The sequence below is a fragment of the Nonomuraea sp. NPDC005983 genome, assembly GCF_040614375.1.
Classification (GTDB): domain Bacteria; phylum Actinomycetota; class Actinomycetes; order Streptosporangiales; family Streptosporangiaceae; genus Nonomuraea.
Window position 1 is genome coordinate 181322 of sequence record NZ_JBEXUP010000002.1, and the last position, 22824, is coordinate 204145.

General features: G+C 72.3%; 23 protein-coding genes and 1 pseudogene. 5 read left to right on the top strand and 19 right to left on the bottom strand.

The genetic code is table 11. From position 1 onward, the window contains the following. Nucleotides 1–30: 30 nt before the first annotated feature. The 4 genes from ABZ297_RS02325 to ABZ297_RS02340 are packed head-to-tail and all read right to left on the bottom strand — an operon-like array spanning nt 31 to nt 3250. A complete protein-coding gene (locus ABZ297_RS02325) occupies nt 31–1047 on the bottom strand; it encodes a hypothetical protein (protein ID WP_355338038.1) in 1017 nt (338 codons plus the stop codon). A 24-nt stretch (nt 1048–1071) separates the two neighbouring features. Continuing rightward, nucleotides 1072–1836 (bottom strand): ABC transporter permease, encoded by a 765-nt coding sequence (locus ABZ297_RS02330; RefSeq protein ID WP_355338041.1) that lies wholly within the window; start codon nt 1834–1836, stop codon nt 1072–1074. Next, entirely contained in the window at nt 1833–2768 is a 936-nt protein-coding gene (locus tag ABZ297_RS02335; protein ID WP_355338044.1) for an ABC transporter ATP-binding protein, read from the bottom strand. The genes ABZ297_RS02330 and ABZ297_RS02335 overlap by 4 nt, the downstream gene beginning before the upstream one ends. Next, nucleotides 2753–3250 (bottom strand): YceI family protein, encoded by a 498-nt coding sequence (locus tag ABZ297_RS02340; protein WP_355338047.1) that lies wholly within the window; start codon nt 3248–3250, stop codon nt 2753–2755. The genes ABZ297_RS02335 and ABZ297_RS02340 overlap by 16 nt, the downstream gene beginning before the upstream one ends. Nucleotides 3251–3410: 160 nt before the next feature. Between ABZ297_RS02340 and ABZ297_RS02345 the strand changes: the two genes are divergently transcribed. Together ABZ297_RS02345 and ABZ297_RS02350 are read left to right on the top strand one after the other, a co-directional pair. After that, the gene (locus ABZ297_RS02345) at nt 3411–4616 is read left to right on the top strand and encodes a histidine kinase (protein WP_355338050.1); all 1206 of its coding nucleotides are present in this window, start codon (nt 3411–3413) and stop codon (nt 4614–4616) included. A gap of 2 nt (nt 4617–4618) precedes the next feature. After that, nucleotides 4619–5269: a response regulator transcription factor gene (locus ABZ297_RS02350; RefSeq protein WP_355338053.1), complete on the top strand. Its 651-nt coding sequence runs from the start codon at nt 4619–4621 to the stop codon at nt 5267–5269. Nucleotides 5270–5499: 230 nt separating this feature from the next. Here ABZ297_RS02350 and ABZ297_RS02355 read toward each other — a convergent pair whose 3' ends face one another. Genes ABZ297_RS02355 through asnB form a run of 12 tightly spaced genes read right to left on the bottom strand, consistent with a single transcriptional unit; the run spans nt 5500 to nt 16792 of the window. Next, on the bottom strand, nt 5500–6519 hold the full coding sequence (locus ABZ297_RS02355; protein WP_355338055.1) for a methyltransferase: 1020 nt from the start codon (nt 6517–6519) through the stop codon (nt 5500–5502). Nucleotides 6520–6529: 10 nt separating this feature from the next. Next, nucleotides 6530–7189: a class I SAM-dependent methyltransferase gene (locus tag ABZ297_RS02360; RefSeq protein ID WP_355338058.1), complete on the bottom strand. Its 660-nt coding sequence runs from the start codon at nt 7187–7189 to the stop codon at nt 6530–6532. Next, complete coding sequence (locus ABZ297_RS02365) at nt 7186–8532, bottom strand: biotin carboxylase N-terminal domain-containing protein (RefSeq protein WP_355338061.1); 1347 nt, start codon at nt 8530–8532, stop codon at nt 7186–7188. The genes ABZ297_RS02360 and ABZ297_RS02365 overlap by 4 nt, the downstream gene beginning before the upstream one ends. Further along, complete coding sequence (locus tag ABZ297_RS02370) at nt 8532–9038, bottom strand: biotin/lipoyl-containing protein (RefSeq protein ID WP_355338064.1); 507 nt, start codon at nt 9036–9038, stop codon at nt 8532–8534. The genes ABZ297_RS02365 and ABZ297_RS02370 overlap by 1 nt, the downstream gene beginning before the upstream one ends. Beyond that, complete coding sequence (locus tag ABZ297_RS02375) at nt 9013–10827, bottom strand: acetyl-CoA carboxylase carboxyltransferase subunit alpha (protein ID WP_355338067.1); 1815 nt, start codon at nt 10825–10827, stop codon at nt 9013–9015. The genes ABZ297_RS02370 and ABZ297_RS02375 overlap by 26 nt, the downstream gene beginning before the upstream one ends. Before the next feature lie 50 nt (nt 10828–10877). After that, complete coding sequence (locus tag ABZ297_RS02380) at nt 10878–11453, bottom strand: antibiotic biosynthesis monooxygenase (protein ID WP_350811783.1); 576 nt, start codon at nt 11451–11453, stop codon at nt 10878–10880. Then, on the bottom strand, nt 11450–11908 hold the full coding sequence (locus ABZ297_RS02385) for a DUF1772 domain-containing protein (RefSeq protein WP_350811782.1): 459 nt from the start codon (nt 11906–11908) through the stop codon (nt 11450–11452). Before ABZ297_RS02385 ends, ABZ297_RS02380 begins: the two co-directional genes overlap by 4 nt. A gap of 4 nt (nt 11909–11912) precedes the next feature. Beyond that, nucleotides 11913–12365, bottom strand: a complete 453-nt coding sequence (locus ABZ297_RS02390) for an SRPBCC family protein (protein WP_355338071.1) — start codon at nt 12363–12365, stop codon at nt 11913–11915. Between the two features lie 3 nt (nt 12366–12368). Continuing rightward, nucleotides 12369–12686 carry a TcmI family type II polyketide cyclase gene (locus ABZ297_RS02395; protein ID WP_350811780.1) on the bottom strand — a complete coding sequence of 106 codons (318 nt, stop codon included), beginning with the start codon at nt 12684–12686 and terminating at the stop codon, nt 12369–12371. A 2-nt stretch (nt 12687–12688) separates the two neighbouring features. Beyond that, the gene (locus ABZ297_RS02400; protein WP_355338076.1) at nt 12689–13810 is read right to left on the bottom strand and encodes an aminotransferase class I/II-fold pyridoxal phosphate-dependent enzyme; all 1122 of its coding nucleotides are present in this window, start codon (nt 13808–13810) and stop codon (nt 12689–12691) included. Then, nucleotides 13807–14931, bottom strand: coding sequence for an enduracididine biosynthesis enzyme MppP (mppP, locus tag ABZ297_RS02405; protein WP_355338079.1), 1125 nt, complete (start codon nt 14929–14931; stop codon nt 13807–13809). Before mppP ends, ABZ297_RS02400 begins: the two co-directional genes overlap by 4 nt. Before the next feature lie 19 nt (nt 14932–14950). Beyond that, a complete protein-coding gene (gene asnB / locus ABZ297_RS02410) occupies nt 14951–16792 on the bottom strand; it encodes an asparagine synthase (glutamine-hydrolyzing) (RefSeq protein ID WP_355338082.1) in 1842 nt (613 codons plus the stop codon). 189 nt (nt 16793–16981) lie between these two features. Between asnB and ABZ297_RS02415 the strand changes: the two genes are divergently transcribed. Both ABZ297_RS02415 and ABZ297_RS02420 read left to right on the top strand, forming a co-directional pair. Then, nucleotides 16982–17731, top strand: coding sequence for an ABC transporter ATP-binding protein (locus ABZ297_RS02415; RefSeq protein ID WP_355338085.1), 750 nt, complete (start codon nt 16982–16984; stop codon nt 17729–17731). Then, nucleotides 17728–19710, top strand: a complete 1983-nt coding sequence (locus tag ABZ297_RS02420) for an ABC transporter permease (protein WP_355338088.1) — start codon at nt 17728–17730, stop codon at nt 19708–19710. The genes ABZ297_RS02415 and ABZ297_RS02420 overlap by 4 nt, the downstream gene beginning before the upstream one ends. Here the strand turns inward: ABZ297_RS02420 and ABZ297_RS02425 are convergent. Beyond that, nucleotides 19707–20354: a response regulator transcription factor gene (locus tag ABZ297_RS02425; protein ID WP_355338091.1), complete on the bottom strand. Its 648-nt coding sequence runs from the start codon at nt 20352–20354 to the stop codon at nt 19707–19709. The genes ABZ297_RS02420 and ABZ297_RS02425 overlap by 4 nt on opposite strands. Beyond that, nucleotides 20342–21601, bottom strand: coding sequence for a sensor domain-containing protein (locus ABZ297_RS02430; RefSeq protein ID WP_355338094.1), 1260 nt, complete (start codon nt 21599–21601; stop codon nt 20342–20344). Before ABZ297_RS02430 ends, ABZ297_RS02425 begins: the two co-directional genes overlap by 13 nt. A gap of 101 nt (nt 21602–21702) precedes the next feature. On the opposite strand from ABZ297_RS02430, the gene mppR reads away from it, so the two are divergent. Continuing rightward, on the top strand, nt 21703–22479 hold the full coding sequence (gene mppR / locus ABZ297_RS02435; protein ID WP_355338097.1) for an enduracididine biosynthesis enzyme MppR: 777 nt from the start codon (nt 21703–21705) through the stop codon (nt 22477–22479). Between the two features lie 107 nt (nt 22480–22586). Here mppR and ABZ297_RS02440 read toward each other — a convergent pair. After that, nucleotides 22587–22824, bottom strand: a pseudogene (locus ABZ297_RS02440) (hypothetical protein); the annotation flags it as partial.

Genomic DNA, 22824 nt, shown 5'->3' on the forward strand with positions numbered 1-22824 from the left:
TGTCCGCCCCGCGGGTGTCGGCTCCCGACCTCACGGCACCGGCCGCCCGGCGGCTGGACGCGTGACGGGCTTCGACCGTGCCACCCCTGCCCAGGCCAGCAGCGCCACGGTGAGGAAGGCCATGACGAGCAGGCCGACGCGGTCGAACCCGGTGGACGCGATGAAGGCCGCGCCGATCAGGGTGTGACTCACCAGCGCGCCCCCGGCGAGCCAGAGCCGATGCCAGGTGGTCAATCCGGCGGACCAGCGATGGATCAGCCAGCCCGTCCCGCCGGCGACACCGGCCGCCAGGGCCATCGGCACCAGCCGCTCCACGCCGTAGCCACCGGCTAGAGGCTGTCCCATCGGCATCAGCAGGCCCAGGAAGGCGACGGTCGCCAGCGCGGTCAGCGCGCCGCCGACCGCCGGGTGCGGAGGCGTCCACCCCCGGGACGGCGGCGCTGTGCGGCGGGGCAGGACCCGCAGGGCGAGCACGGCCAGCGCCGCGATCGCCAGCACCGAGCCCACGAGGGCCGGCACCGGCGCCTGGTACCCGGGATCCGCCACGGGCGGGATGGTCACGCGTACGACCGCCACCCCGAGGACCGCGACGACGCCGGTCACCACCAGCCCGCCCCGCCGCAGGTAGGGGCGGTCGCGGTGGGCGGGAAAGAGCAGCTCGGTCAGCATGATCGGGATCACCACGCTGAAGGCCAGGTGGTAGCCGATCTGCGACTCCCAGTAGGTGGTGTTGAGGCCGAGCACCCGCGGGCCCCACAGGGCGGCGTTGTAGAGGTTCGGGCTGGACAGCGCCTGCAGCCCGAGCCCGTCCTCGGCGATCTCGTAGGCGACGCCGAGCAGCAGCAGGCTCGGCCAGCCGCCGCCGGCACGGCGCACGAGCTCTCTGACCAGCAGCACGCCGGCCCCGTACATGGGTATCAGCAGCGGCAGCATCAGCCACGCCAGGTGCAGCGGCATGGCGCCGAGCGTCAACTCCGCGCACACCGGCGCGAGCAGGACCAGCGTGCAGGCGGCCCACCGCCGCCCCTTCGCCGAACGATCAACCACTGTTCACTCCTTTCGGTCGGAGCATCACTCGGGCCGGGGGTCCCAGCGGAAGCGGCGGATGGCGACGGCCGCCCCGACAGCGCCCCACACGAGCAGCACGCCGAGGCTGCTCCCGGCGAAGCCGTCGCGCCCGGTGAAGGCGCCGAGCAGGGCCTCGTTGAACGGCCGCACCGGCAGGAAGCCGGAGACGCCGTTCACCACCGCGGAGTGGATCGGCAGGTACGTGCCGGAGAGGAAGACGAGCGGGAACAGGACGATTTGCACCACCGCGGGCGCGGCCTCGGCGTTGCGGATCAGGGACGCCACCGCGACGCCCAGCGCGCAGAAGGCGGCCGCGCCGAGCACGAGCACCACGGCGATGGCGGGCCACCGGGACGGGCCGGGCAACGGCACGCCATACAGGCGGCCGACGCCGAAGATGAGCACGACGTCCACGACGCTGACCATGACGCAGTGCGCCAGCAGGCCGGCGAAGTACACCCCGACCGGCAGCGGAGTCGCCCGCACCCGCTTGAGGATCCCGTCCTGGCGGCGCGTCGAGAGCACGATGGCCAGCTGGCTGTAACAGGAGCCCAGCACGGACACCGCGGCGATCGTGGCCACGTAGTACTGCAGGGCCGACAGGCCGTAGAAGTACGGGTCCGCGGGGCCGCCGCCGAACAGCGCGCCGAAGATCGCGATCACCACGACCGGGAAGACGAAGGTGAAGAACGCGCTCTGCGGGTTGCGCCAGAAGGACAGCTGCTCGTAGCGGATCTGGTGCCACACCAGGGCCGGCCCGCCGCTCATCGCGCGCTCACCTCCATCGGACGGCCGGTCAGGCGGAGGTAGACGTCCTCCAGGTTGGGACGGTCGACCGTGAGCTGGTCGAGCGGCGTGCCGCGGCGCAGCGCCCAGCCGGTCAGGTGGTGCAGCGCCTCCGTCGGCTCCGCGGTCTCCACGGTGACCAGGCCGTCGCAGAGCTCGGCGGCGACCGGCAGGTCGGCGGCCGTGCACCCCTCCGGCAGGGCGAAGCGGATCCGGGCGCGGGCGGTGTCGCGTCCGCCGAGGGTCGACGGGGTCCCCTCCGACACGATCCGGCCGCCGGAGATCACCGCCACCCGGTCGGCCAGCTCCTGCGCCTCCTCCATGTAGTGGGTGGTGAGCAGGACGGTGGTGCCCGCGTCGCGCAGGCCGCGTACCAGCTGCCACGCGCTCCGGCGCGCGTTCGGGTCGAACCCGGTCGTCGGCTCGTCGAGGAAGAGCAGGCTCGGGTTGCCGATCAGGCCCAGTGCCAGGTCCAGCCGCCGCTTCTGACCGCCGGACAGCGTCTTGACCTTGCGGCGCTCCTGACCGGCGAGGTCGACCAGCGCGATCACCTCGTCGACGTCGCGCGGCGACCGGTAGTAGCCCGCGTTGCGGGCGATCGTCTCGCGGACCGTCAGGTACGGCTCGACCGCGATGTCCTGCAGCACCAGCCCGATCCGCTCGCGCAGCTCCCGCCCCCGGCGCCGGTCGCCTGGATCGATGCCGAGCACCTCGACGCGTCCGGCGTCACGGGCGCGGAACCCCTCCAGGATCTCCAGCGTGGTGGACTTGCCGGCGCCGTTCGGCCCGAGCAGCGCGAAGATCTCCCCGTGCTCGACGGTGAAGCTCGCGCCGCGCACGGTCTCCACCGCGCCGTAGCTCTTGCGCAGGTCCGTCACCACGACCGCGGCGTCCGCCGTCACATGCGGACGCACGTGACCTCCAGTGACACCTCGAGGTAGCGCCCGGCCAGCCCGCGGGCCGCGGTCAGCCCGAACTCGGTCCTGTCGACGCGCGTCGTGGCACGGGCGATGATCGTTCCTGGCGACACGTCGGCCTGCTCGATCGACAGGCTGACCGGGCGGGTGACACCGTGCGCGGTGAGCGCGCCGGTGATGGCGGTGCGGTCCACGTGATCGGCGACGAACGTCATGACGGGGTGCCGTCCGACGTCGAGGAAGCGTGCCGACAGCACGTCCTCGTCGCGCTGCCTGCTGCCCGTGTGGAAGCTCGCGGCATCGATCTCCACGCGGATGCCCGAATCGGTGAGCGGCTCGGCGACGTCGACCGTCCCGGCACGGATCGCGAAGGTGCCGCGCACCGGCAGGAGCCCGAACAGATGCCTGCTCCTGAAGGTGATGGTCGAGTGGTTGGTGTCGATCTGGTAGCGGCCCAGCTGGGGGCCTCGTTTGTCCACGTGCCCATTGCACGACGGGCGAGGTGCCGCGCGGCAGGGCGAACAGTCGGGAAACGAGACGACGAAGTGCCGATCCGGCGTGCAACTTTCGTAGGTTTCGCTCCCGCCGAACGTTCTGCCGGAAGAGCCGCGCGAGCGCGGATGACATACCGTGAACGGCATGAGTGACGGGCCGTGGCGCAGCCGCCACTGTCTCGCCGTAAACGTGGCGATCGCGGTCTTCTTCGTGCTGCTCGACACCGGGGCGACGCTGGTGGGTGCGGCGTGGTGGCCGGCGCAGCCCGGCACGCTCGCCTGGGTCATGCTCGGCCTGCAGGCGCTCGCCTGCTTCTCGCTCGTCGCCCGCCGCCGCGCGCCCCTGACGGTCGTCGCCGTCCTGGGCACGTACTCGCTCGTGCTGACGCTGCTGATCTCGCCCGTGGGCGCGCTGACGCCGGCGCACGACTGGAACGTGTGGGCGCCCTACTCGACCGTGCTGGCCGCGTACGGGCCGCTGTTTTACCGGCGGGACCAGCGGAGCCGGCGGACGGCGCTGGTCGCGCTGGCCGTCTTCACGCTCATCGTCGCGCGCGCGTGGCAGCCGTCGGCCGAGATCATCACGATAGGGGTGCTCCGCACCGCCGTCGGCCCCCTGCTGGCGCTGTACTTCGACGCCCGCAGGCGGCTGGTGCAGGCGCTGACCGAACGCGCCGAGCGGGCCGAGCGGGAGCGCCACCTGCTCGCCGAGCAGGCCCGCACCGAGGAGCGCGCGCGACTGGCCGGCGAGATGCACGACGTCGTGACCCACCGGGTGAGCCTGATGGTGCTGCAGGCGGGAGCGCTGCGGATGACCGCGACCGACGAGGCGACCCGGCAGGCGGCCGAGGAGCTGCGGGCGGCGGGCTGCCAGGCGCTCGACGAGCTGCGGGATCTGGTCGGCATCCTGCGCTCCGCCCCCGAAGGGGACGAGACGCCGTCGGTGGCGGGCCTCGCCGCGCTGGCCGCGGAGTCGGCCGCGGTGGGGACACCGGTCGAGCTGGTCGAGGAGGGTGACCGGGCGCTCGCCTCGCCGGTGGTCGGGCGCACGGCGTACCGCATCGTCCGGGAGGCGCTGACCAATGTGCGCAAGCACGCGCCCGGCGCGCGCGTGACCGTGCGGGTCGAGTACGGGGAGGCGCAGGTGCGGCTCGCCGTCCGCAACACGCCGCCGACCAGCGCGGCCGGCAGCGCCCTGGCCGGCACCGGGTCGGGCCTGGGCATCGCCAACCTCCGGCAGCGCGTGGAACTCGTGCACGGCACGTTGCGCGCCGGGCCCGCGCCCGACGGCGGGTTCAGCGTCGAGGCCACGCTGCCCGCGTACGTGCCGACCGCGGAACTGGCGGTGTGAGCATGGTCCGGGTGGTCGTCGTGGACGACGAGCCGATGGTGTGCCGGTTCCTGCGCACGATCCTCAGCTCCGCCCCCGACATCGAGGTGGTCGACGAGGCGCACGACGGCGCGGCCGGCGTGGACGCGGTCATGCGCACCCGGCCGGACGTCGTCCTCATGGACCTGCGCATGCCCGGCGTCGACGGGCTCACCGCGATCGAGCGCATCAGCGGGCTCACCGCCCCGCCGGCCGTCGTGGTGCTGACGACCTTCGACGCCGACCAGTACGTGCTGCGCGCCCTCCGGGCCGGCGCGGCCGGGTTCCTGGTGAAGTCCACGCCGCCGGAGGACCTGATCGGGCTCGTGCGGGTGGCGGCCGAGGGGCACACCGTGCTGTCGGCCGCCGCCGCCCGCCGGCTGGTCGCGGCGTCGACCGACAACCTCTCGGCCCGCGACCGGGCGCGCGAACTCGTCGGGGCGCTGAGCGAGCGGGAGGTCGAGGTGCTGGCCTGCCTCGGCGAGGGCCTGTCAAACGCGCAGATCGCGGCGCGGCTGTACCTGTCCGAAGCCACGATCAAGGGGTACGTGTCGCGCATGCTGGACAAGCTGGGATGCGTCAACCGCACCCAGGCCGGCCTGATCGCCCATGACGCGGGGCTTGTGGGGTCCTAGCGCCTTCCACCGGCGGATGGGCTTCGCCGTGCGCGGCCCGTGGCTCACGTGGCCGGACGTGGGAGCCTGAGGAGGCGCGCCACCCGAAGGCTCGGCGCGAGGCCGAGCCCTCGGGTGACGAGATTGCCCCTGGAAAAGAGGGCCTAGGGTCCCCGGACTGCCGACTGCACGGTGGCGATGGCCGGCTCCTGGGGTAAAGGGCCGACCCCCGGGGGGCAGGCATAGGCGGGTTAGAGGGGTTTGCGGCCGATGAGCAGGGTGGTGAGTTCGTTGAGGGCTACAGGGCTCTCCACCTGGAATCCGGCCTCCCTCAACCACCCCTGCCCCTGCGCCATCGTGTATTCGGACGCCCCCGACAGCAGAGCCATGTTCAAGCTCATCAACAATCCGAACGCCGACTCCTCCCGCTGGTCGTCGATCATGCTGTCGTAGATCAGCAGCGTCCCGCCGGCGGGCAGGTGGTCGTAGGCCCGCTGGATGATCTCGCGGCGCTTGGATTCGACCCAGTCGTGCAGGACGTGGCCGATGATGTACACCTCCGTTTCGGGCAGCGGGTCGGTGAAGAAGCTGCCGGCCTGGAAGCGGACGCGGGAGGCGAGGTCTGTGGTGCCGGTCACGGACGCCACGAGCTCGTCGAAGAGCGGGTTGAGCGGCGCCAGGTCGAAGGTGACGCCCTGGAGGTGGGGGTGGGCGGCGGCGACGCGGGTGGTGAGCATGCCGCGGCAGCCGCCCAGGTCGGCGAACGACTTGACGGAGGCCCAGTCGAACTTCTCCGACAGGGGGCGGCCGAGGAGGGTGGCGTAGCCGTCCATGCCTTCGGCGAAGGAGCGGGTGCGCTGGGGGGTGGCGTAGAGGGCGGGCATGGGGTCGTCGACCTTGGCGCCGTGGGCGAGGTTCTCGGCGTTCTTGAGGAAGGAGGTGAGGTCGCCCCAGGCGGGGTAGAGGCGGCGCTGGTTGAGGGTGAGGAAGCCGCCGATGTACTCGGGGGCGCCGGGGGTGAGGTAGGCGCGGGCGGCCGGGGTGGCGGCGTAGCCGGCGTCGGTGCGGGTGAGCAGGCGCATGGCGACCAGGGCGTCGAGGAAGTCGGCGGCTACGTTGGCGTGGAGGCCCAGGTCGTCCTGGAGGGTGGAGAGAGGGACGGGGCCGGAGGACACGCGGGCGAAGACGCCGAGCTCTACGGCGGCGAACAGCGCTTGCGCCTCGTAGAAGCCGGTCGCGGTCTTGATCAGGGAAGCTGCTGTCACGGTCATGTGCTGTCTCCTAGTCCTTGGTGAAGCAGAGGATGAAGGCGTCGCCGCGGTTGCTCGGCGTGTAGGCGGTGCTGGCATAGGCCTGGTACGGCTGCCGCTCGATCACGACCCGGTCGAAGAAGCGCAGGTAGCGTTCGAGGATGGTGGCCGCGGAGGCGGTGCAGGTGGCGGCGTCGGGGACGTCGCCGTCCAGGGAGAACATGGGGACGAACGTGCCGCCGGGGCGCAGGGCACGGACCACCTTGGGCATGAAGACGTTGAGCAGGTCGCGGTTCTCGAAGATGGCCTTGGGGAGTTCGGGGTCGAAGAAGACGCCGTCGAAGCTGTCGGGCTTGAGGGTCTCGACGTAGTCGAAGAAGTCGGCTTCGACGATCTCGAGGGTGGCGGGCACGTCGGGGTTGTTCTGGTGGAAGAGCTCGATGATCTTGGGATGCTTCTCCACGACGGTGTGCCGGTAGGTGTCGGCGCGGCCGGCGATGCGCAGGGCGGAGTAGCCGAGGCCGAGGCCGACCTCCAGGAACTCGCCGCCGCGCTCGCACAGCAGGTCGGCCGAGCGCCACATGAGGGACCGCTCCCAGCCCTGCATCGCCTGTACGTCGCCGATGTAGAGGGTCACCTCCCCTTTCTCGTCGCGGACGAGGTTGATGTCGGTATCCGGAAGCGCGGTCATATCTCTCCCTTGGTGAGGTTGTCGATGAAGCTGGTGGTGTGGGCGCCTTTGCGGAAGACGGGCGTGGCGAGCAGTTCGCGGAGGAATGCGGCGTTGGTACGGATGCCGGGTCCGGACACGCTCAGCTCGGCCAGGGCGCGGTCCATGCGGTCGATGGCATGGTCGCGGTCGGCGCCCCAGGTGACGATCTTGGCGATCAAGGGGTCGTAGTCGGGCGGGATGCGGCTGCCGGCGCGCACATGGGTGTCGACGCGGACGAAGGGGCCGCCGGGCTGCGTGAACTCCTCGATGAGGCCGGGGGCGGGGGCGAAGTCGCGCGCGGGGTCCTCGGCGTTGATGCGGCATTCGAGTGCGGCACCCCGCCGTTCCAGGTCTTCCTGCCGGAACGGCAGAGGGCGTCCGGCGGCGACGGCGAGCTGCTCGGCGACGAGGTCGAGGCCGGTGACGAGCTCGGTGACGGGGTGTTCGACCTGGATGCGGCAGTTGGTCTCGATGAAGAAGTATTCGCCGGTGTCGTCGTCGACGAGGAACTCGAAGGTGCCGAGGCTGCGGTAGCCGATGGCGCGGGCGCCGGCGAGCGCGGCCTGCGCCATCCGCTCGGCGAGCTCGGGGGAGATCGCGGGGGACGGGGTCTCCTCCAGGAGCTTCTGGCGCCGCCGCTGGGTGGAGCAGTCGCGTTCGCCCAGGTGTACGGCGTTGCCGTGCGCGTCGCAGAGGACCTGGATCTCGACGTGGTGGGCGGCGCGCAGGTAACGCTCCAGGCAGACCCGGTCATCGCCGAACAGCAGCTGCGCCTCGGCGCGGACGCGGCGGTAGGCGGCGGGCAGGTCGGCCGCCGACGAGACGACCGCCATCCCCCGGCCGCCACCGCCTGCCACGGCCTTGAGGACCACCGGGTAGCCGACCTCTTCGGCCAGCGAAAGAGCCTCCGGTTCTGCCACGGCGTGGAGGCTGCCAGGCAGGACCGGCACCCCGGCGGCGGTCATGGCGGCGCGGGCGGCGGCCTTGTCGCCCATCACCTCGATGACGTCGGCGGGCGGGCCGATGAACGTCAGCCCGTACTCTTCGCAGATCCGGGCGAACTCAGCATCCTCCGACAGGAAGCCGTAGCCAGGGTGAACGGCGTCGGCGCCGGTCTGGAGGGCGACCTCGATGAGTGCGGCGGCGTTGAGGTAGCTGCGCTTGGCGGGCGCGGGGCCGATCTTGACGTTGCGGTTGGCCAGGGGCAGGGGCTCGTCGGCCGCCGAATGGACGGCGACGCTCCTGATGCCGAGCTCGCGGCAGGTCCGCGCCACCCGGAGCGCGATCTCGCCCCGGTTGGCGATCAGCACGGTGCCGAACATCAGCGCCCGCCCGGTCCGGGGAACAGGGTGTCGCAGGCCGAGGAGGCGCCGGGGGCGATGACCACGAGTGGCTGGTCGTACTCGACGGGGGTGGCGTCGGGGACGGGGATCTCCACGACGCGGCCCGCAGTCTCGGCGACGATCGGGTTCATGAGCTTCATCGACTCGACGATGCCGACCTGCTGACCGGCCTCGACGGTGTCACCGACGGACACGAACGGCGCGGCGCCGGGCTCGGACGCGTGGTAGAAGGTGCCGACCAGCGGCGCCCGGACCTGGATCAGGCCCTCGTCGGCGGCGCTCGGGGAGTCGTCCGCCACGGACAGGGTGGACGTGGTCACCACGGCCGGGAAGCCGTCGCTCCAGGTCAGCTCGGCGCTGGCCAGGCCGTGCGAGATCTTGAGCGTGGTCGGCGGGTGCGGCAGCAGGGCGATCAGCCGCGTCGCCGCCTCGCAGAGCGTGTCGAAGTCGCTGCCCGCGTCAAGGTCGGTGCGGATCTCGGTCATAGGTCACCTCCTGGTGGGTGTCGGCCGGGAAGAGTGTTGACCCGGCCTGGCGAGTGCCCACGTCAACTACCCGGTCGGCCCTTTCGGAAGGGGACGGGGTGACGGGGATGGGGAGGCCGAAGCGGCGGAAGCGGGTGCGGCGTTGCCGTATCAGGTCGAGGGCGGGCAGGGGGAGCAGGTCGGCCAGGGCGGCGCGTACGGCGGTGCCGAGCAGGGAGGCGGCCTTGGCCGGGTCGGTATGGGCGCCATCGGGCGGTTCTTCGACGATGGCGTCCACGATGCCGAGGTTCAGGAGTTCTCTCGCCTCGACTTTGAGGGCAGCGGCGGCTCTGGCGGCTTCGGCGGCGCTCTTCCACAGGATGGACGCGCAGCCTTCCGGGGTGATCACCGAGTACCAGGCGTTGGCACTGATGAGGACCCGGTTGGCGACGGCGAGGGCGAGGGCGCCGCCGCTGCCGCCCTCGCCGGTGACGACGGTGACGACGGGGACCCGGAGCTGGGCCATCAAGCGCTGGGACTCGGCGATGGCCAGGGCCTGCCCGCGTTCCTCGGCGGTGAGCCCGGGGTAGGCGCCGGGCGTGTCGACGAGGGTGAGCACGGGCAGGCCGAGCTTGTCGGCCAGGCGCATCAGCCGGGCGGCCATGCGGTAGCCCTCAGGTTCGGGCATGCCGAAGTTGGCGGCGACGCGGTCGCGGGTGGTGTGGCCCTTCTGGTGGCCGATGAGCATGAGCGGGATGCCGTCGAGGCGGCCGATCCCGGCGACGATCGACGGGGAGTCGCCGAAGGTCCGGTCGCCGTGCAGGCGCAGGAAGTCGTCGAGGATCAGGCCGGCGTAGTCGGCGGTGGTGGGGCGGCCGGTCTCGCGCGCGAGCCGTACGACGTCCCACGGCTCCCGCTCCGGCGGCTCATAACCTACATAAGGCGAAATATCGCCCGCCGTCCCCACGCCAGCAGCCGCACCCGCGCCCGCGCCCGCCGCCGCGCCAGCACCCGCCGAAACGCCCGCGTCCGCTGTCGCACCTGCCAACGTCCCCGCCGAGGAAGCGCCGCCGCCGCAAAGACTCACCAGCCGACCAAGCGCCCCCCGCAACCCCGCCCGAGGTACGACGGCGTCCACCATCCCATGCGCAAGCAGGAACTCCGCCGTCTGAAACCCCCGAGGCAACTCCTGGCGAATCGTCTGTTGAATCACCCGAGGCCCGGCGAACCCCATCCGCGCCCCAGGCTCGATCAGAATGACGTCCGCCAACGTCGCGAAGGAGGCGGCCACCCCGCCGAAGGTCGGATCGGTGACAACCGAGACAGACAACACCCCAGCCTCATCGAGAGCGGCGAAGGCCCCGGCCGTCTTGGCCATCTGCATGAGCGCGACCACGCCCTCCTGCATACGAGCCCCACCGGATGCGCAGACGGTGACCAACGGCGCGCGAGAGGCCGCAGCGGTCTCAGCCGCGACGGTCACCAACTCCCCCACCGCAACCCCAAGGCTCCCGCCGAGGAAGCGAAAGTCCATGACGACGAGCACCACAGCCCGCCCGTCGATGGTCCCGAGCCCGCCGACCGCCGCCTCCTCCAGCCCGGTGGCCTCCCGCGCCGCCGCGAGACGCGACGGGTACGGCACCGCGTCCACGAACCCCAGCGGATCGAGAACCACCTCAGGCGAGGCAAACGCCCGAAACGACCCGGGATCGAGCAGCTGTTCCACCCGCTGCGCGGCTGAAACCAGATGATGATGCCCGCACTCGGGGCAGACGCCCAGCGCCTTGCCGAACCGGCGGTGATGGATCATCGCCTGGCACCCCCGGCAGCGGATCCACCTCTCCTCCACGACGGTTCCTCCTAGAACGCGGAGACCACGGTGAAGGTCTCGTAGGGCTGTTCGCGGCTGGTGTCGAGGTAGGGCCGCAGCGGGCTGGTGTGCCGGTGGCTGCTGCTGTGCACCCAGTCCTGCAGGTGCTGGTAGCTCTCCCAGTAGCTGGTGACGGCCATGGTGGTCTCCTCCACCTGGGAGTGAAGGAGTTCGTTGCCGAGCATCCCGGGGGTGCCGACGAGCTGCTCGCTGACCTGCCGGTACGTCTCCGACAGCGGCTGCACCTCCTCTTTGGGCACCCGGTACCAGAGGATCACCCTGACCCGCTCGTGGGCGGTGGGCATGGTGCTCATGGAGCCTCCTGTTCGGTAGGGAGCCAGCCGCGCACGGTTGTCCACGTGCGCGGGGCTGAGTTCGAAGGTTCGGAAGGCGGACTCGTCGGTCCAGTCGGTGATCACGTAGTAGGTGTCCTCGCCGCGCAGCAGGCTCTGCCCCCGGTTGTCGGGGTGGGCGGCGATGCCCGCGGCGACCTCGCGCCACGTGCGCTCGAAGGCGTCCTCCTGGCCGGGCCGTACCTTGATGTCGAGCAGAACGCGGAAGGTCACAGCGTGTACACCGCCATCGCCTCGACGTTGCCGAAGAAGACCAGCACCGTGATGACGGTTCTGGCCAGATTCCACCTTCCGAAGGAGGGCCGCGGGTCAGACCAGTCGGCGGGCAGGTCTTCGGGGTCGAGGCGCATCACGCGGCGCTTGAGCACAGCGTTGCGGGTCGCAGAGATCACGATGACCGCGACGAGCGCGACGATGAGTGTGGACAGCAGGTAGCGCGAGCCCGTGGTGGGCGCCACGACCAGCAGGTAGACGTCGCACGCCAGCACGCCGAGGATCATGATCGGTCCGAGCGGGTCGAAGCGGGGCGACCAGTACTGGTGCAGCCGCACGTACTCGCCGGCGGGCAGGCGGCGCATCCACGGCACGCCGCCGATCGCCGACCACAGGAGCATGCCCGCGACCAGGCCGCTCAGCGCGATGGAGATCTGCGAAACCAGGATGCCCATCGGTCTAGCCCGCCGCCTGCTCGACGAGGCCCTTGATGCGCTTCATCTGGACCGCGGTGTTGGTGTTGAGCCGCTCGCGCATGGCGGCGTCGTCCACCGGCGAGTCGGGCTTCATCTCGAAGTCCTGGACCCAGCGCATGCGCACCTGGCCGGGCGCGGTTTCGGTGTACTCCCAGAAGATGTTCATGTACTTGAACCAGCCGGTCTCGACCCGGTGGGCGCGCACGGTCCTGGTGGCAGGGTCGGAGGTGCGCTCGGAGACCCAGCTCCATTTGTTGCCCTGCGGGTCGGGGTGCATGGTGAGCCGGAACGTGATCGTGTGCCTGTCACGGGCGAGGATCTCGGTGGCGGCGTACTCGCTGAACAGCTCGGGCCACGACTCGACGTCGTTGGTCATCTTCCAGACCAGGTCGAGCGGGGCGGCGATGTCGATGGTGTTGTCGGTGTGCCCGGCCATGGCTCAGGCCTCCCAGTGGTAGAACGGCGTGGCCATGGCGTCCTTGGGCTCGCGCCAGTTGGGGTCGTAGGGCGAGATGAACGCGCTGAGGCCGGTGTTGAGCTCCTTGTACAGCTCGGTGCTCCTGGCCTCGTACAGCCCGTCGGTGATGTCCTGCTCGGCCTCGACCAGGTGGAAGTACAGGTCGTGGAAGCGGAACAGGGTCCTCCGGCTGGCGCCGATCAGGTGCGGCAGCTCGGAGGCGTCGGACTTGGCGAAGAGGGCGGCTACGCCGTCGGCGTTCGCCGCGTCCATCCGCGCCACGATCAGTGTTCGCTGCATGGTCATCCCTTCTGGTGTCGGGTGAGCCGGTGACCGGCCTGGAAGAGGGTGTCCGGGGGGTTGAAGCTGTAGCTCAGGCGTACGGCGGGCGTAGGCGGCCGGCCGAAACGGGAGCCCGCGGCCACCCGGACCCCGGCGCGGGCGGCGGCGGCGAGCATGTGCTCCTCGCTGTCGCCGCGCACCCAGAGGAAGAAGCCACCGCGCGGCGGCCGGACGGCGCAGCACACGCCGAGCCCTTTGACCAGGGCGTCGCGGCGAAGCGCGAGCTCCCTGCGCAGGGTGGCCAGCCGCCGGTCGTAGCGGCCATCCTCGATGATCGTGGTGACGGCGAGCGAGGCCAGGTGGTTGAGGCCGCCGCCGCTGGACAGCAGCCCGCTCGCGGCCAGCGAGGTTACGAAGGACGAAGAAGCCAGCATCCAGCCGAGCCGCAGCCCGGGACCGAGCGTCTTGGCGAACGAGCACAGCCGGACCACACCCTCGTACGAGGCCAGCGCGGCCAAGGAGCGCGGCACGGGCAGCTCGTCCAGGCAGAGCTCGGCGTAAGCGTCGTCCTCCACGACGAGCACGTCGTGCGAACGCGCCACGTCCAGCAGCTCCAGCCGCCGCTGCTCCCCCACCAGCCGCCCGGTCGGGTTGTGGAAGGTGGGGATCAGGTAGGCGAAGGCGATCCGGCGGCCGACGGCGCGGTGCCTGCGGATGGCGGCGGCCAGCGCGTCCGGCTCCGGCCCTTCCTCGTCGGCGGCGAACGGTGCCAGCAGCAGCCGCCGGTCGGTGAAGATCTGCTTGCCGTAGTCGTAGGCGGTCGGCTCGCACAGCACCACGTCACCGGGCTCGGCCAGCGTGGTGGCCAGCAGGTGCAGGGCGTGCGAGGTGCCCGCGGTGATCAGGACTTTGTCCGGGCCGCAGCCCGCCCTTGCCGCCAGGGCCTCGCGCAGCGGCTCGACGCCCTGGTTGTCGCCGTAGGACAGGGCGGCGGGGCCGTACCGGGACAGGGCGCTTCCGTAGGCGGCGGCGAGCAGGTCCACGGGGAGCAACGCCGGGTCGAGGTAGCCGGGGGCCAGGTCGGTGATCCCGGGCGGTGCGACGTCCTGCACGATGCCGGGGCGCCAGTAGGCGCCGCTCACCCCGCGGCCAGCAGGACGGCGCGCAGTTCCTGCGCGGCGGCGCGGACGGAGGCGTGCGGGCGGGCCAGCGCGATACGCAGCGAGCGGTCGCCACGCGACGGCTCGTTCCAGTGGAACTGGGTGCACGGCAGCGCGTAGACCTGGCGCTTGTGCAGTTCGTCCCAGATGTCGTCGCAGCTGATGGCGCCGAGGTCGACGCGCTCGACGCTGACCCGGCTGTCGGGGTCGGGGAAGCTGACGCCGGGCACGTCGGCCAGCGTCTCGCGGACGATCCTGCGGCCCTCGGCGATGAAGGCGTGCAGGTCTTCCAGCCCGCCGTTGGCCGCGTCCTCGGCGAAGCGCTCGACGAGCGTGAGGATGAACGGCGAGACGCCGAGCAGGATGTCGGAGTAGATCTTGGGGATGGGCAGGCCGATGTTCCCGCTGTAGGCCAGCAGGCCGACCTTGAGGTCGAGCGTGGCCCAGAGTTTGCCGGTGTCCTCGATGACGGCCCACCGGCAGCCGCTGGCCTCCAGCACGGCGTAGTGGTCGTAGTGGGCGCGGGTGTCGAAGCCGCGGAAGGAGGTGTCGAGGGTGAGCACGACGTCGCGCTCACGGCACACCTCGGCGATCTCGGCCAGCCGCTCGGCCGACAGCACCCGCCCGGTCGGGTTGTTGGGCGTGGTGATGAAGACGCACCCCACTCCTTCCGGCACGGCTTCCACCGCCGGTCCCAGGTGCAGCGGGTCCTCCTCGACCGGCACCAGCCGCAGCCCCACGCCGCGCAGGATGTCGGGGATGTTGTCGAAGGTCGGGTGGACCAGCGCGACCGCGTCGGTCTTGGTGACCAGTGACCTGGCCAGGATCTCCATGGCCACCGAGGAGGCGTAGCAGCTGAGCACCGGGTTGGCCCCGACCGGGTATCGGTGCTGGCCGAGCAGCGCGAAGAAGGTCCGGTGCGCGGTGCGCTCCAGGTCGGCGATGGGCTGGAGGGCGGCCTTCTGGAAGAGCGTGGACAGCTCGTCGATGATGCGCTGCTGACCGGCGCTGAGCTCCTGGCGGGCGTGGCCGTCGGCCACGTTCAGGTCGCTGTCGAGCGCCAGGATTTCGAGTTCGGTGAGGTTGACATTGCTGGAGATCATCTCTAAGCCCCGTCGTGTTCTACCGGGAGACCCGGATGCTGTGCTGGTCAAGCCACTGGTTGATCTGCAGGACCGACTCCATGTCGGTGAGGTCGCGCCATGCGCGCGCGGGCTCGATCGGCGACTCCAGCAGCGCCTTGGCCTTGGCCGCGTCGATGAGCGGCAGGACGGGCGCACCGGGGTCGTCGAGGAGCCGGCCGAGCTCCGACTTCAGCAGCGGCGCGTAGCCGGGGTCGCGGCCGGTGGGGAACTGGCTGGGCTCCCGCTCCAGGACGGAAGCGGGAAGCAGGTCGGCGACGGCGGCCCTGAGCAGGCTCTTGGGCTTGCCGTCGAAGGTCTTGAGCGCCCACGGCACGTTGTAGAGGTATGCGACGAGCCGGTGGTCGCAGAACGGCCAGCGCAGCTCCAGCCCGCCGGCCAGGCTGACGCCGTCGTCGAGCGCGCAGCCGAACTCTTGCCACCCCTGCAGGTGCAGGTAGTAGATCTCGCGCATGCGCCGCTCGGTGGCGTCCTCGCCCTCCACGTACGGCATGCCGGCCAGGTCGTCCCGGTACCGGTCGGCGCAGTAGCCGGGCACGTCCAGCTCCTTGAGCAGGTCGGGCGCGAACAGCCCGGTGCCGAGCCCGTCGGGCGGCAGATGATGGGCGGTGGCGGCCACCCACGGGTAGGTCTGGGCGGCGACGACTTCGGGCCGGTCCATGCCCATGAAGGAGGCGAAGACGGTGTCGGCCTGCTCGCCGGCGAGCACCACGCTGACCTTCTCGCTGATGCGCCGCGACAGCGCCCGCAGCGAGGCGGGGAACTGCGGCGCGGCGACCGGCAGGTCCTGCTGGGCGGCGACGGCGGTGCGGCGCAGCACCGGGTCGGTGACGGCGACGCCGTCGAGTTCGACGAACTCGTGCTCGGCGCCGATGTGCGCGGCCACCTCCTTGGCGTAGGGGGCGTCCTCGCCGGCCCGCATCGGGCCGGGCCCGCCCGCCGCACCGCCGGGGTAGCCGACGGTGAAGGTGCGCACCGGCCCGCCGCCCCGCTCGGCCAGCGTCTTGGCGGCGATGGCGGCCACCGAGCTGGAGTCGAGGCCGCCGGACAGCAGCACGCCGACCGGGACGTCGGCGTCGAGCTGCTGCGCCACCGACTGTTCGAGCAGCTCGCGGACGCGGGCGACCGTGGTCTCCAGGTCGTCGATGTGCTGCCGGGCGGTCAGCTTCCAGTAAGTGCGCTCGTGCACGCCTGAGCGGGTGATGGTGACGATCTCGCCGGGCCGTACCCTCCGCATGCCCTTGACCGGGCTGCGGCCGACGCTGCTGGTGAAGGCGAGCAGCTCGCGCAGCCCGTCGAGGTCGGTGACCGGCTCGACGAGCGGGTGGGCGAGCACGCCCTTCGGCTCGGAGGCGAAGACGGCGCCGGAGACGGTCGGGTAGTAGAACATCGGCTTGACGCCCATGCGGTCGCGGGCGAGCAGGAGCCGCTCGCGGCCCTCGTCCCAGATCGCGAAGGCGAACATGCCGTCCAGGTGCTCGGGGCACTGCTCGCCCCATTCCAGGTAGGCGTGGAGCAGCACCTCGGTGTCGCTGCGGGTGGCGAACTCGTGGCCGAGGCTCTTCAGCTCGGCCCGCAGCCCGCCGTGGTTGTAGATCTCGCCGTCGAAGGCGAGGACGGCGCCGCCGCGCGCCATGGGCTGGGCGCCGCCGTCGAGGTCGAGCGCGGCTCTGCGCCGGTGGCCGAGCACGGCGCGCGAGGAGGCCCACAGGCCTTCGCCGTCCGAGCCGCGCCACGCGAGCGTGCCGAGCTGCGCCAGCACGATGTTGCGGTCCAATGCGAGATCACGGTGGAAGTCCACCCACCCTGCGATGCCGGCCATCCGCCAGTTCCTCCGCGCGATTCGGGGACGCTTGCCCCGGTATGGTGGCAACCCCTGTTCGGCGCGGCCTGTAGCCGTGATCCAGACGGGAGCCAGTCCGCTTGGGAGGCGCGTGGTAGTGCTGGCACCACCATCAGGTCTAGCGTCGCCGCCCGGGTGTTCGAAGCGCGCCGCCGCTTGACTGGAGGCATGACTCACACCGCAACCGTGACCACGGACGCCGTGCGTCTGATCGACCTGAGTCGCACCTATGGCACGGCGCCCAACGAGGTCGCCGCGTTGCGCGGGGTCAGCACCACGTTCCCCTCCCGCTCCTTCACCGCGATCATGGGTCCGTCAGGTTCCGGCAAGTCCACGCTGCTGCAGTGCACCGCCGGACTCGACCAGCCGACCGGCGGGAAGGTGCTGATCGGCGACGTCGACCTGGGCGAGCTCACCGAGCGGCGGCGCACTGAGCTGCGCCGCGACCGGCTGGGCTTCGTCTTCCAGTCCTTCAACCTCATCGCCTCGCTGACCGCCGCCCAGAACGTGGCTCTGCCGATCCGCCTGTCCGGCCGCCGCCCGCCGAAGGAGTGGATCCGCGAGGTGCTCACGCTGGTCGGCCTGGGCGAGCGCATGGGCCACCGCCCGGCCGAGCTGTCCGGCGGCCAGCAGCAGCGCGTGGCCATCGCCCGCGCCATCGCCGCCCAGCCCGAGGTGATCTTCGCCGACGAGCCGACCGGCGCGCTCGACAGCAAGTCGGGCCGCGAGGTGCTGGCGCTGCTGCGCCGCCTGGTGGACGAGCGCGGCAACACCGTCGTCATGGTCACCCACGACCCGTTCGCCGCCTCGCACGCCGACCGCGTGCTCTTCCTGTCCGACGGCCGCCTGGTGGACGAGCTGCGCGAGCCCACCTCCCGCGCGGTCGCCGCCCGCCTGTCCGAGCTGGAGGCGGCGTGACCACCACCACGATCACGTCCCTGCCCGCGCGGCACGGCGTACGCCTGCGCACGCTGCTGTCGGTCGCCGCCCAGACGCTGCGCTCGCGGGTCTCGGGCTTCGCGGGCGCGGTGATCGCGCTCGCCCTGGGCGTCGCCTTCGCCGGCGCCGCCACCTCGATGCTGGCCTCGGGTTCCGCTCTTCCGCCCGACGCCCCCGAAGCGGTACGGCGGGCCGTGTCGGAGTCCGGCGCCCTGCTCGTCATGCTGTCGGTGATCGGCGCCTTTGTCACCGTCTTCGTGGTGGCCGGCACGTTCGCCTTCATCGTCGCCCAGCGGCGCAAGGAGCTGGCCGTGCTGCGGACCGTCGGCGCGGCGCCCGGCCAGGTGCGGGGGATGGTGCTGGCCGAGTCCGCGTTCGCCGCGGTCCTGGCCTCGCTGGTGGGCGTGCTGCTCGCGGGCCCGCTCATGGCCGCGATGGCGGCGTTGCTGCGCTCGCAGGAGCTGCTTCCCGCCGGTTTCACGCCGAGCCTGTCGCCCGGGGCGCTGGCGGGCTGCTTCGCCGCCGGAGTCCTGGTCGGCCTGGTCGCGACCGTCGCTGCCGCCCGCCGCGCCGCCGCCGTCCGTCCCGTCGAGGCGCTGCGCGCCGCATCCCTCGCCGACCGGCCCATCGGCAGGGGCCGCTGGCTGGGCGGGCTGCTCGCGCTGGCCTGCGGCGGCGGCATGCTGGCGCTGGTGCCGGTCGCGCCGCCGGACGGGCGGATGCCGCTGACCATGTTCGTCTCGATGCCGCTGGTGATCGGCTTCGCACTGCTGTCCCCGGCCTTCGCCGCCTGGACCAGCGCGCTCGTGGCCGCGCCGCTGGCCCGCTGGACGTCCGCGACCGGCGAGCTGGCCAGGGAGAACGTGCGGATGGCCGCCCGGCGCACCGCCGCCACGGCCGCGCCCGTGCTCATCACGGTGGGCCTGGCCGGTTCGTTGCTCGGCGGCACCACGCTGCTCGGCGAGGCGATGGCCGCCGACGCCCGCCAGGTGTGGCGCTCGGACCTGGTCGTCTCCGGGACCGGCGAGGCGGAGGCGGTCCGGTGGCTGAACGGGCACGCAGGCGTGCACGCGGCCGTGCCGGTGACCTCCGGCGAGGTGGAGGTGTTCGCCAACCGGACTGTCCGGACCGTGCCCGCCCAAGGGGTAAATCCGACCGGAGTGCGGCAGGTGATGAACCTGTCCCACGTGGAGGGCGACCTGGAGGCCCTGCGTGGCGGCGGTGCGGTGGCGGCCGATCGGCGGCAGGCCGCCGCGCTGGGCTGGAAGCTCGGCGAGCGGGTGGAGCTGGGGCTGCCCGGCGGCGCCAAGGCCCGGCCGGAGCTGGCGGCCGTCTACGACGGCTCCCCGCTCGGCGGCGGCCTGCTCGTCCCCACGTCGATGCTGGTGGAAAAGGGGAAGGCCGAGGGCGCAGGCGCGCGTGTGGGGTGGAGCGCGGTGCACGTCGCCGCCGACAACCCCGGCGCGATCCGGGGCGAGCTGGAGAAGCGCTGGCCGCGGCTGAAGGTGTTCGACACCGTGCAGATCATGGCCTTCGTCAGCGGCGCGCGGCAGGAAGGCATGCGGATCGGCGCCATCGCGCTGGCCGCCTTCGCCGTCGCCTACACGCTGATCGCGGTGGCCAACACCTCGGCACTGTCGTTCGGGGCGCGGCGCGGGGAGTTCGCCCGGCTGATGTTCCTGGGGGCGCGGCGGGCGCAGGTGCTGCGGATGGCGCTGTGGGAGGCGCTGTGCGTGGCCGCCACCGGCGTGCTGCTCGGCGTAGGCGTCACGGTCGTGGCGGTGCTCGGGCTGCGCGGGGTGCTGGCCGGGCTCGGGCTCCAGGTGCCGACCGTCTTCCCGTGGACGGAGGCCGGGCTGGTGGCGCTGGCCTGCGTGCTGGTGGTGCTGGTGTCCGCGCTGGCGCCCACCTTGTCGGTGTTGCGGGGTCGTACGTCCATCGCGGAAGCGGCGGCTTAGCCCTTGAGGTAGTGGAGCACCGCCGCGACGCGGCGGTGCTCCGTGTCGCTCGGCTCCAGCAGGAGCTTGGCGAAGATGTTGCCCACGTGCTTGAGCACCGCGGCCTCGGTGACCACGAGCGCGCGGGCGATCGCACTGTTGGACTTGCCCTCGGCCATCAGCGCCAGCACCTCCCGCTCACGCGGCGTGAGCTGCTCCAGGCCGTCGTGGTCGCGGCGGCTCTCCAGCAGGCGCACCACCACCTCCGGGTCGATGGCGGTGCCGCCCGCGGCCACCCTGGTCACCGCGTCGATGAAGTCCTCGATCTCGCCGACCCGGTTCTTCAGCAGGTAGCCGACGCCGCGCCCGGAGCCGGACTCCAGCAGCTCCAGCGCGTAGGAGCGCTCGACGTACTGCGACAACACCAGCACCGCCACCTTCGGGTGCTCGGTGCGGATACGCAGCGCGGCACGCAGGCCCTCGTCGCGGAAGCCGGGCGGCATGCGCACGTCCACGACGGCGACGTCCGGCAGGTGCCGGTCCACGGCGGCCAGCAGTGTGGGAGCGTCGCCGACCGAGGCCACCACCCGGTGGCCGAAGCGCTCCAGGATGTGGCGCAGGCCCTCCCGCAGCAGCACCGCGTCGTCCGCGATCACGACGTCCATGCGACCTCCACGCGCAGGGTCGTTCCCCCGCCTACCGGACTGGACAGACTGACGGTGCCGCCGACCGCGGCCACCCGGTCGGCCAGCCCGATCAGGCCGGTGCCGCCCCCGGTGTCGGCGCCGCCGGCGCCGTCGTCGCTGACCTGGAGCACGATACGGCCGGGCGCGTCGCGCAGCAGCAGCTCCGCGCGGCTCGCGCCGCTGTGCTTGGCCAGGTTGGTGAGCGCCTCGCAGCCGGCGAAGTACAGCGCCGACTCCACCGACTCGGGCGGGCGCTGGTGCGAGGTCTCCATGCGTACGGTCACCGGCACCGGACACCGGTCGGCCGCCTCGGCCAGCGCCCCTTCGAGCCCCCGGTCGGTGAGGATGGCCGGATGGATGCCGCGCACGAGCGCCTGGAGCTCCTCCAGGGTCTCCCTCGCCTCCCGGTGGGCCCGCTCGACCAGCTTCCTGGCCTCGGGGTCGGCCCCGGGCAGCTCCATCTTGACCAGCCCCAGCGTCATGATCAGGCCGGTGAGCCGCTGCTGGGTGCCGTCGTGCAGGTCGCGTTCGAGGCGGCGGCGCTCGTTGTCGAAGGCGTCGGCGAGCCTGGCGCGCGAGCGGTCCACCTCGATGAGGCGCAGCTCCAGCTCCCGCTCCGGCGGCGCGGTGAGCAACGTGCGGGCGAGCCCGGCCTCGGCCGCGGCGGCGGCGGTCACCAGGTAGGCGGCCGTGATGAGCAGCACCAGCCCGGCCACCGACGCGCCCCACGCGAGCGCGGGGTCGGCGGTGACCTTCTGCCAGGACGGGTTGGCCGACGGCGAGCCGGGCAGATAGCGCCAGAACGGGGCCAGCAGCGGGCCGCCGACCAGAAGCGTGAGCACCAGCAGCGCGACGGCGTTGAGCGGGCCGAGCAGGCACAGCAGCAGGCCGTAGCCGGCCTCGCGCCAGGTGGCCGCCTCCCGCAGCAGCGGCCGGCCCTGGTGGGGCGAGGGTGCGGGCCGCCGGTCCACCAGGCGCAGCCGGGCGCGCTCCACCCGGCCGAGCGCCTCGGCCCAGTGCGGCAGCAGCCGCAGCAGCGGCACGCCCACCACGATGGGCACGGTCACGACGCCGACGGCGACCAACACGAGCGTCCCGGCGAGCCAGACGACGGCGACGACGAAGCCGCTCAGCAGATAGGCGGCCGAACGCCAGGGCAGGGAGGAGGGCGGAACCCGCAGCGGCGCCTTGACCAGCCCCTCCCACGGCCCGCCCTCGATCCCCATGATCCTTATCCTAATGAGGGAATTGAGCCTGGTTAGAGGCGCGCGCCAGGCGGGCTGGAGGCTCATTGCCCATCTCCGAGGCGCTTCTTAGGCTGCTCGGCATGACGTTGACCGGGTACTCCCTGCCGCTGTCCCCGTCCGGAGCCTCCTCCTCCCTCACCTCTCCGCCGTGGTTCTTCTCCGGCGAGGTGGTCATGGTCGACTACCGCGTCGACCCCGCCGCCGCCGCCCGCTTCCTGCCGCCCGAGCTGGAGCTCGGGCCTGACCCGGGTGCCGCGGCAGCGGTGTTCGCGGAGTGGCAGTGGTGCTCGGCGAACGGCGCGGAGCTCGACGACCCGGCGGGCTGCCGGTTCTCGGAGTTCCTGATCCTGCTGGGCTGCACGTTCGGCGGCGAGCCGATGGCCCGCGCCCCCTACGCGTGGGTGGACCAGGCGGTGCCGCTGATGCGCGGCTGGGTGCAGGGCATGCCGAAGCAGTTCGGCTCGGTGCACATGACCCGGCCGGTCCAGGTGGGGCGGGCGGGGCCGCGCATGGCCGCGGGCGGGCGCTTCGCCGCCGGCCTCGCGGTGCGCGACCGGCGGGTGGCCGAGGTCTCGGTCACGCTGGCCGAGCAGGGCGAGCCGCCGCACCTGCACGCGGTGCCGCTGGTGCACAGCCGCTACTTCCCGGCCTGGGTGCCGGGTGAGAAGCCGCTGCACCAGCTCGTCTCCTCCGAGGTGTCGGATGTGGAGTTCGGGCCGGTGTGGCGCGGGGCGGGCGAGTTCCGGTTCTTCCCCGGCGCTGACCCGGACCTGGCCTCGCTGGCGCCGGTCGAGGTGGGCGCGGGCTACGCCTTCACCTACGCCGAGACGCTGGTCGGCGGGCGCCGGCTGGGGTGAGCGCGGCCGACTGCCCCGGGACGCCATGCGCGCGTCCCGGGGCAGTGGCGTGTCCGGGCGGCGGGAACGGGGCGGAAACCGCCGCCCGGACAGGTATTCAGGGCGGGTCAGAAGAACACCACCGTCCCCGAGTCCACGCGGCGGCGGAACGTCCACCACATCCAGCCCTGCATCAGCGCCAGCACCGGCACCAGCACGGCCAGGAAACCGCCCAGCACGTTGAGCGTGGCCGCGTCGGCGGTGACGTCCGACATGCTTTCGGCCAGGCGCAGCCCGGTCATCAGCGCCGGGGCCGCCGCCGCGAAGGCGGTCAGCGCGACGGCCGCGCCGTACCGGGACTTGGCG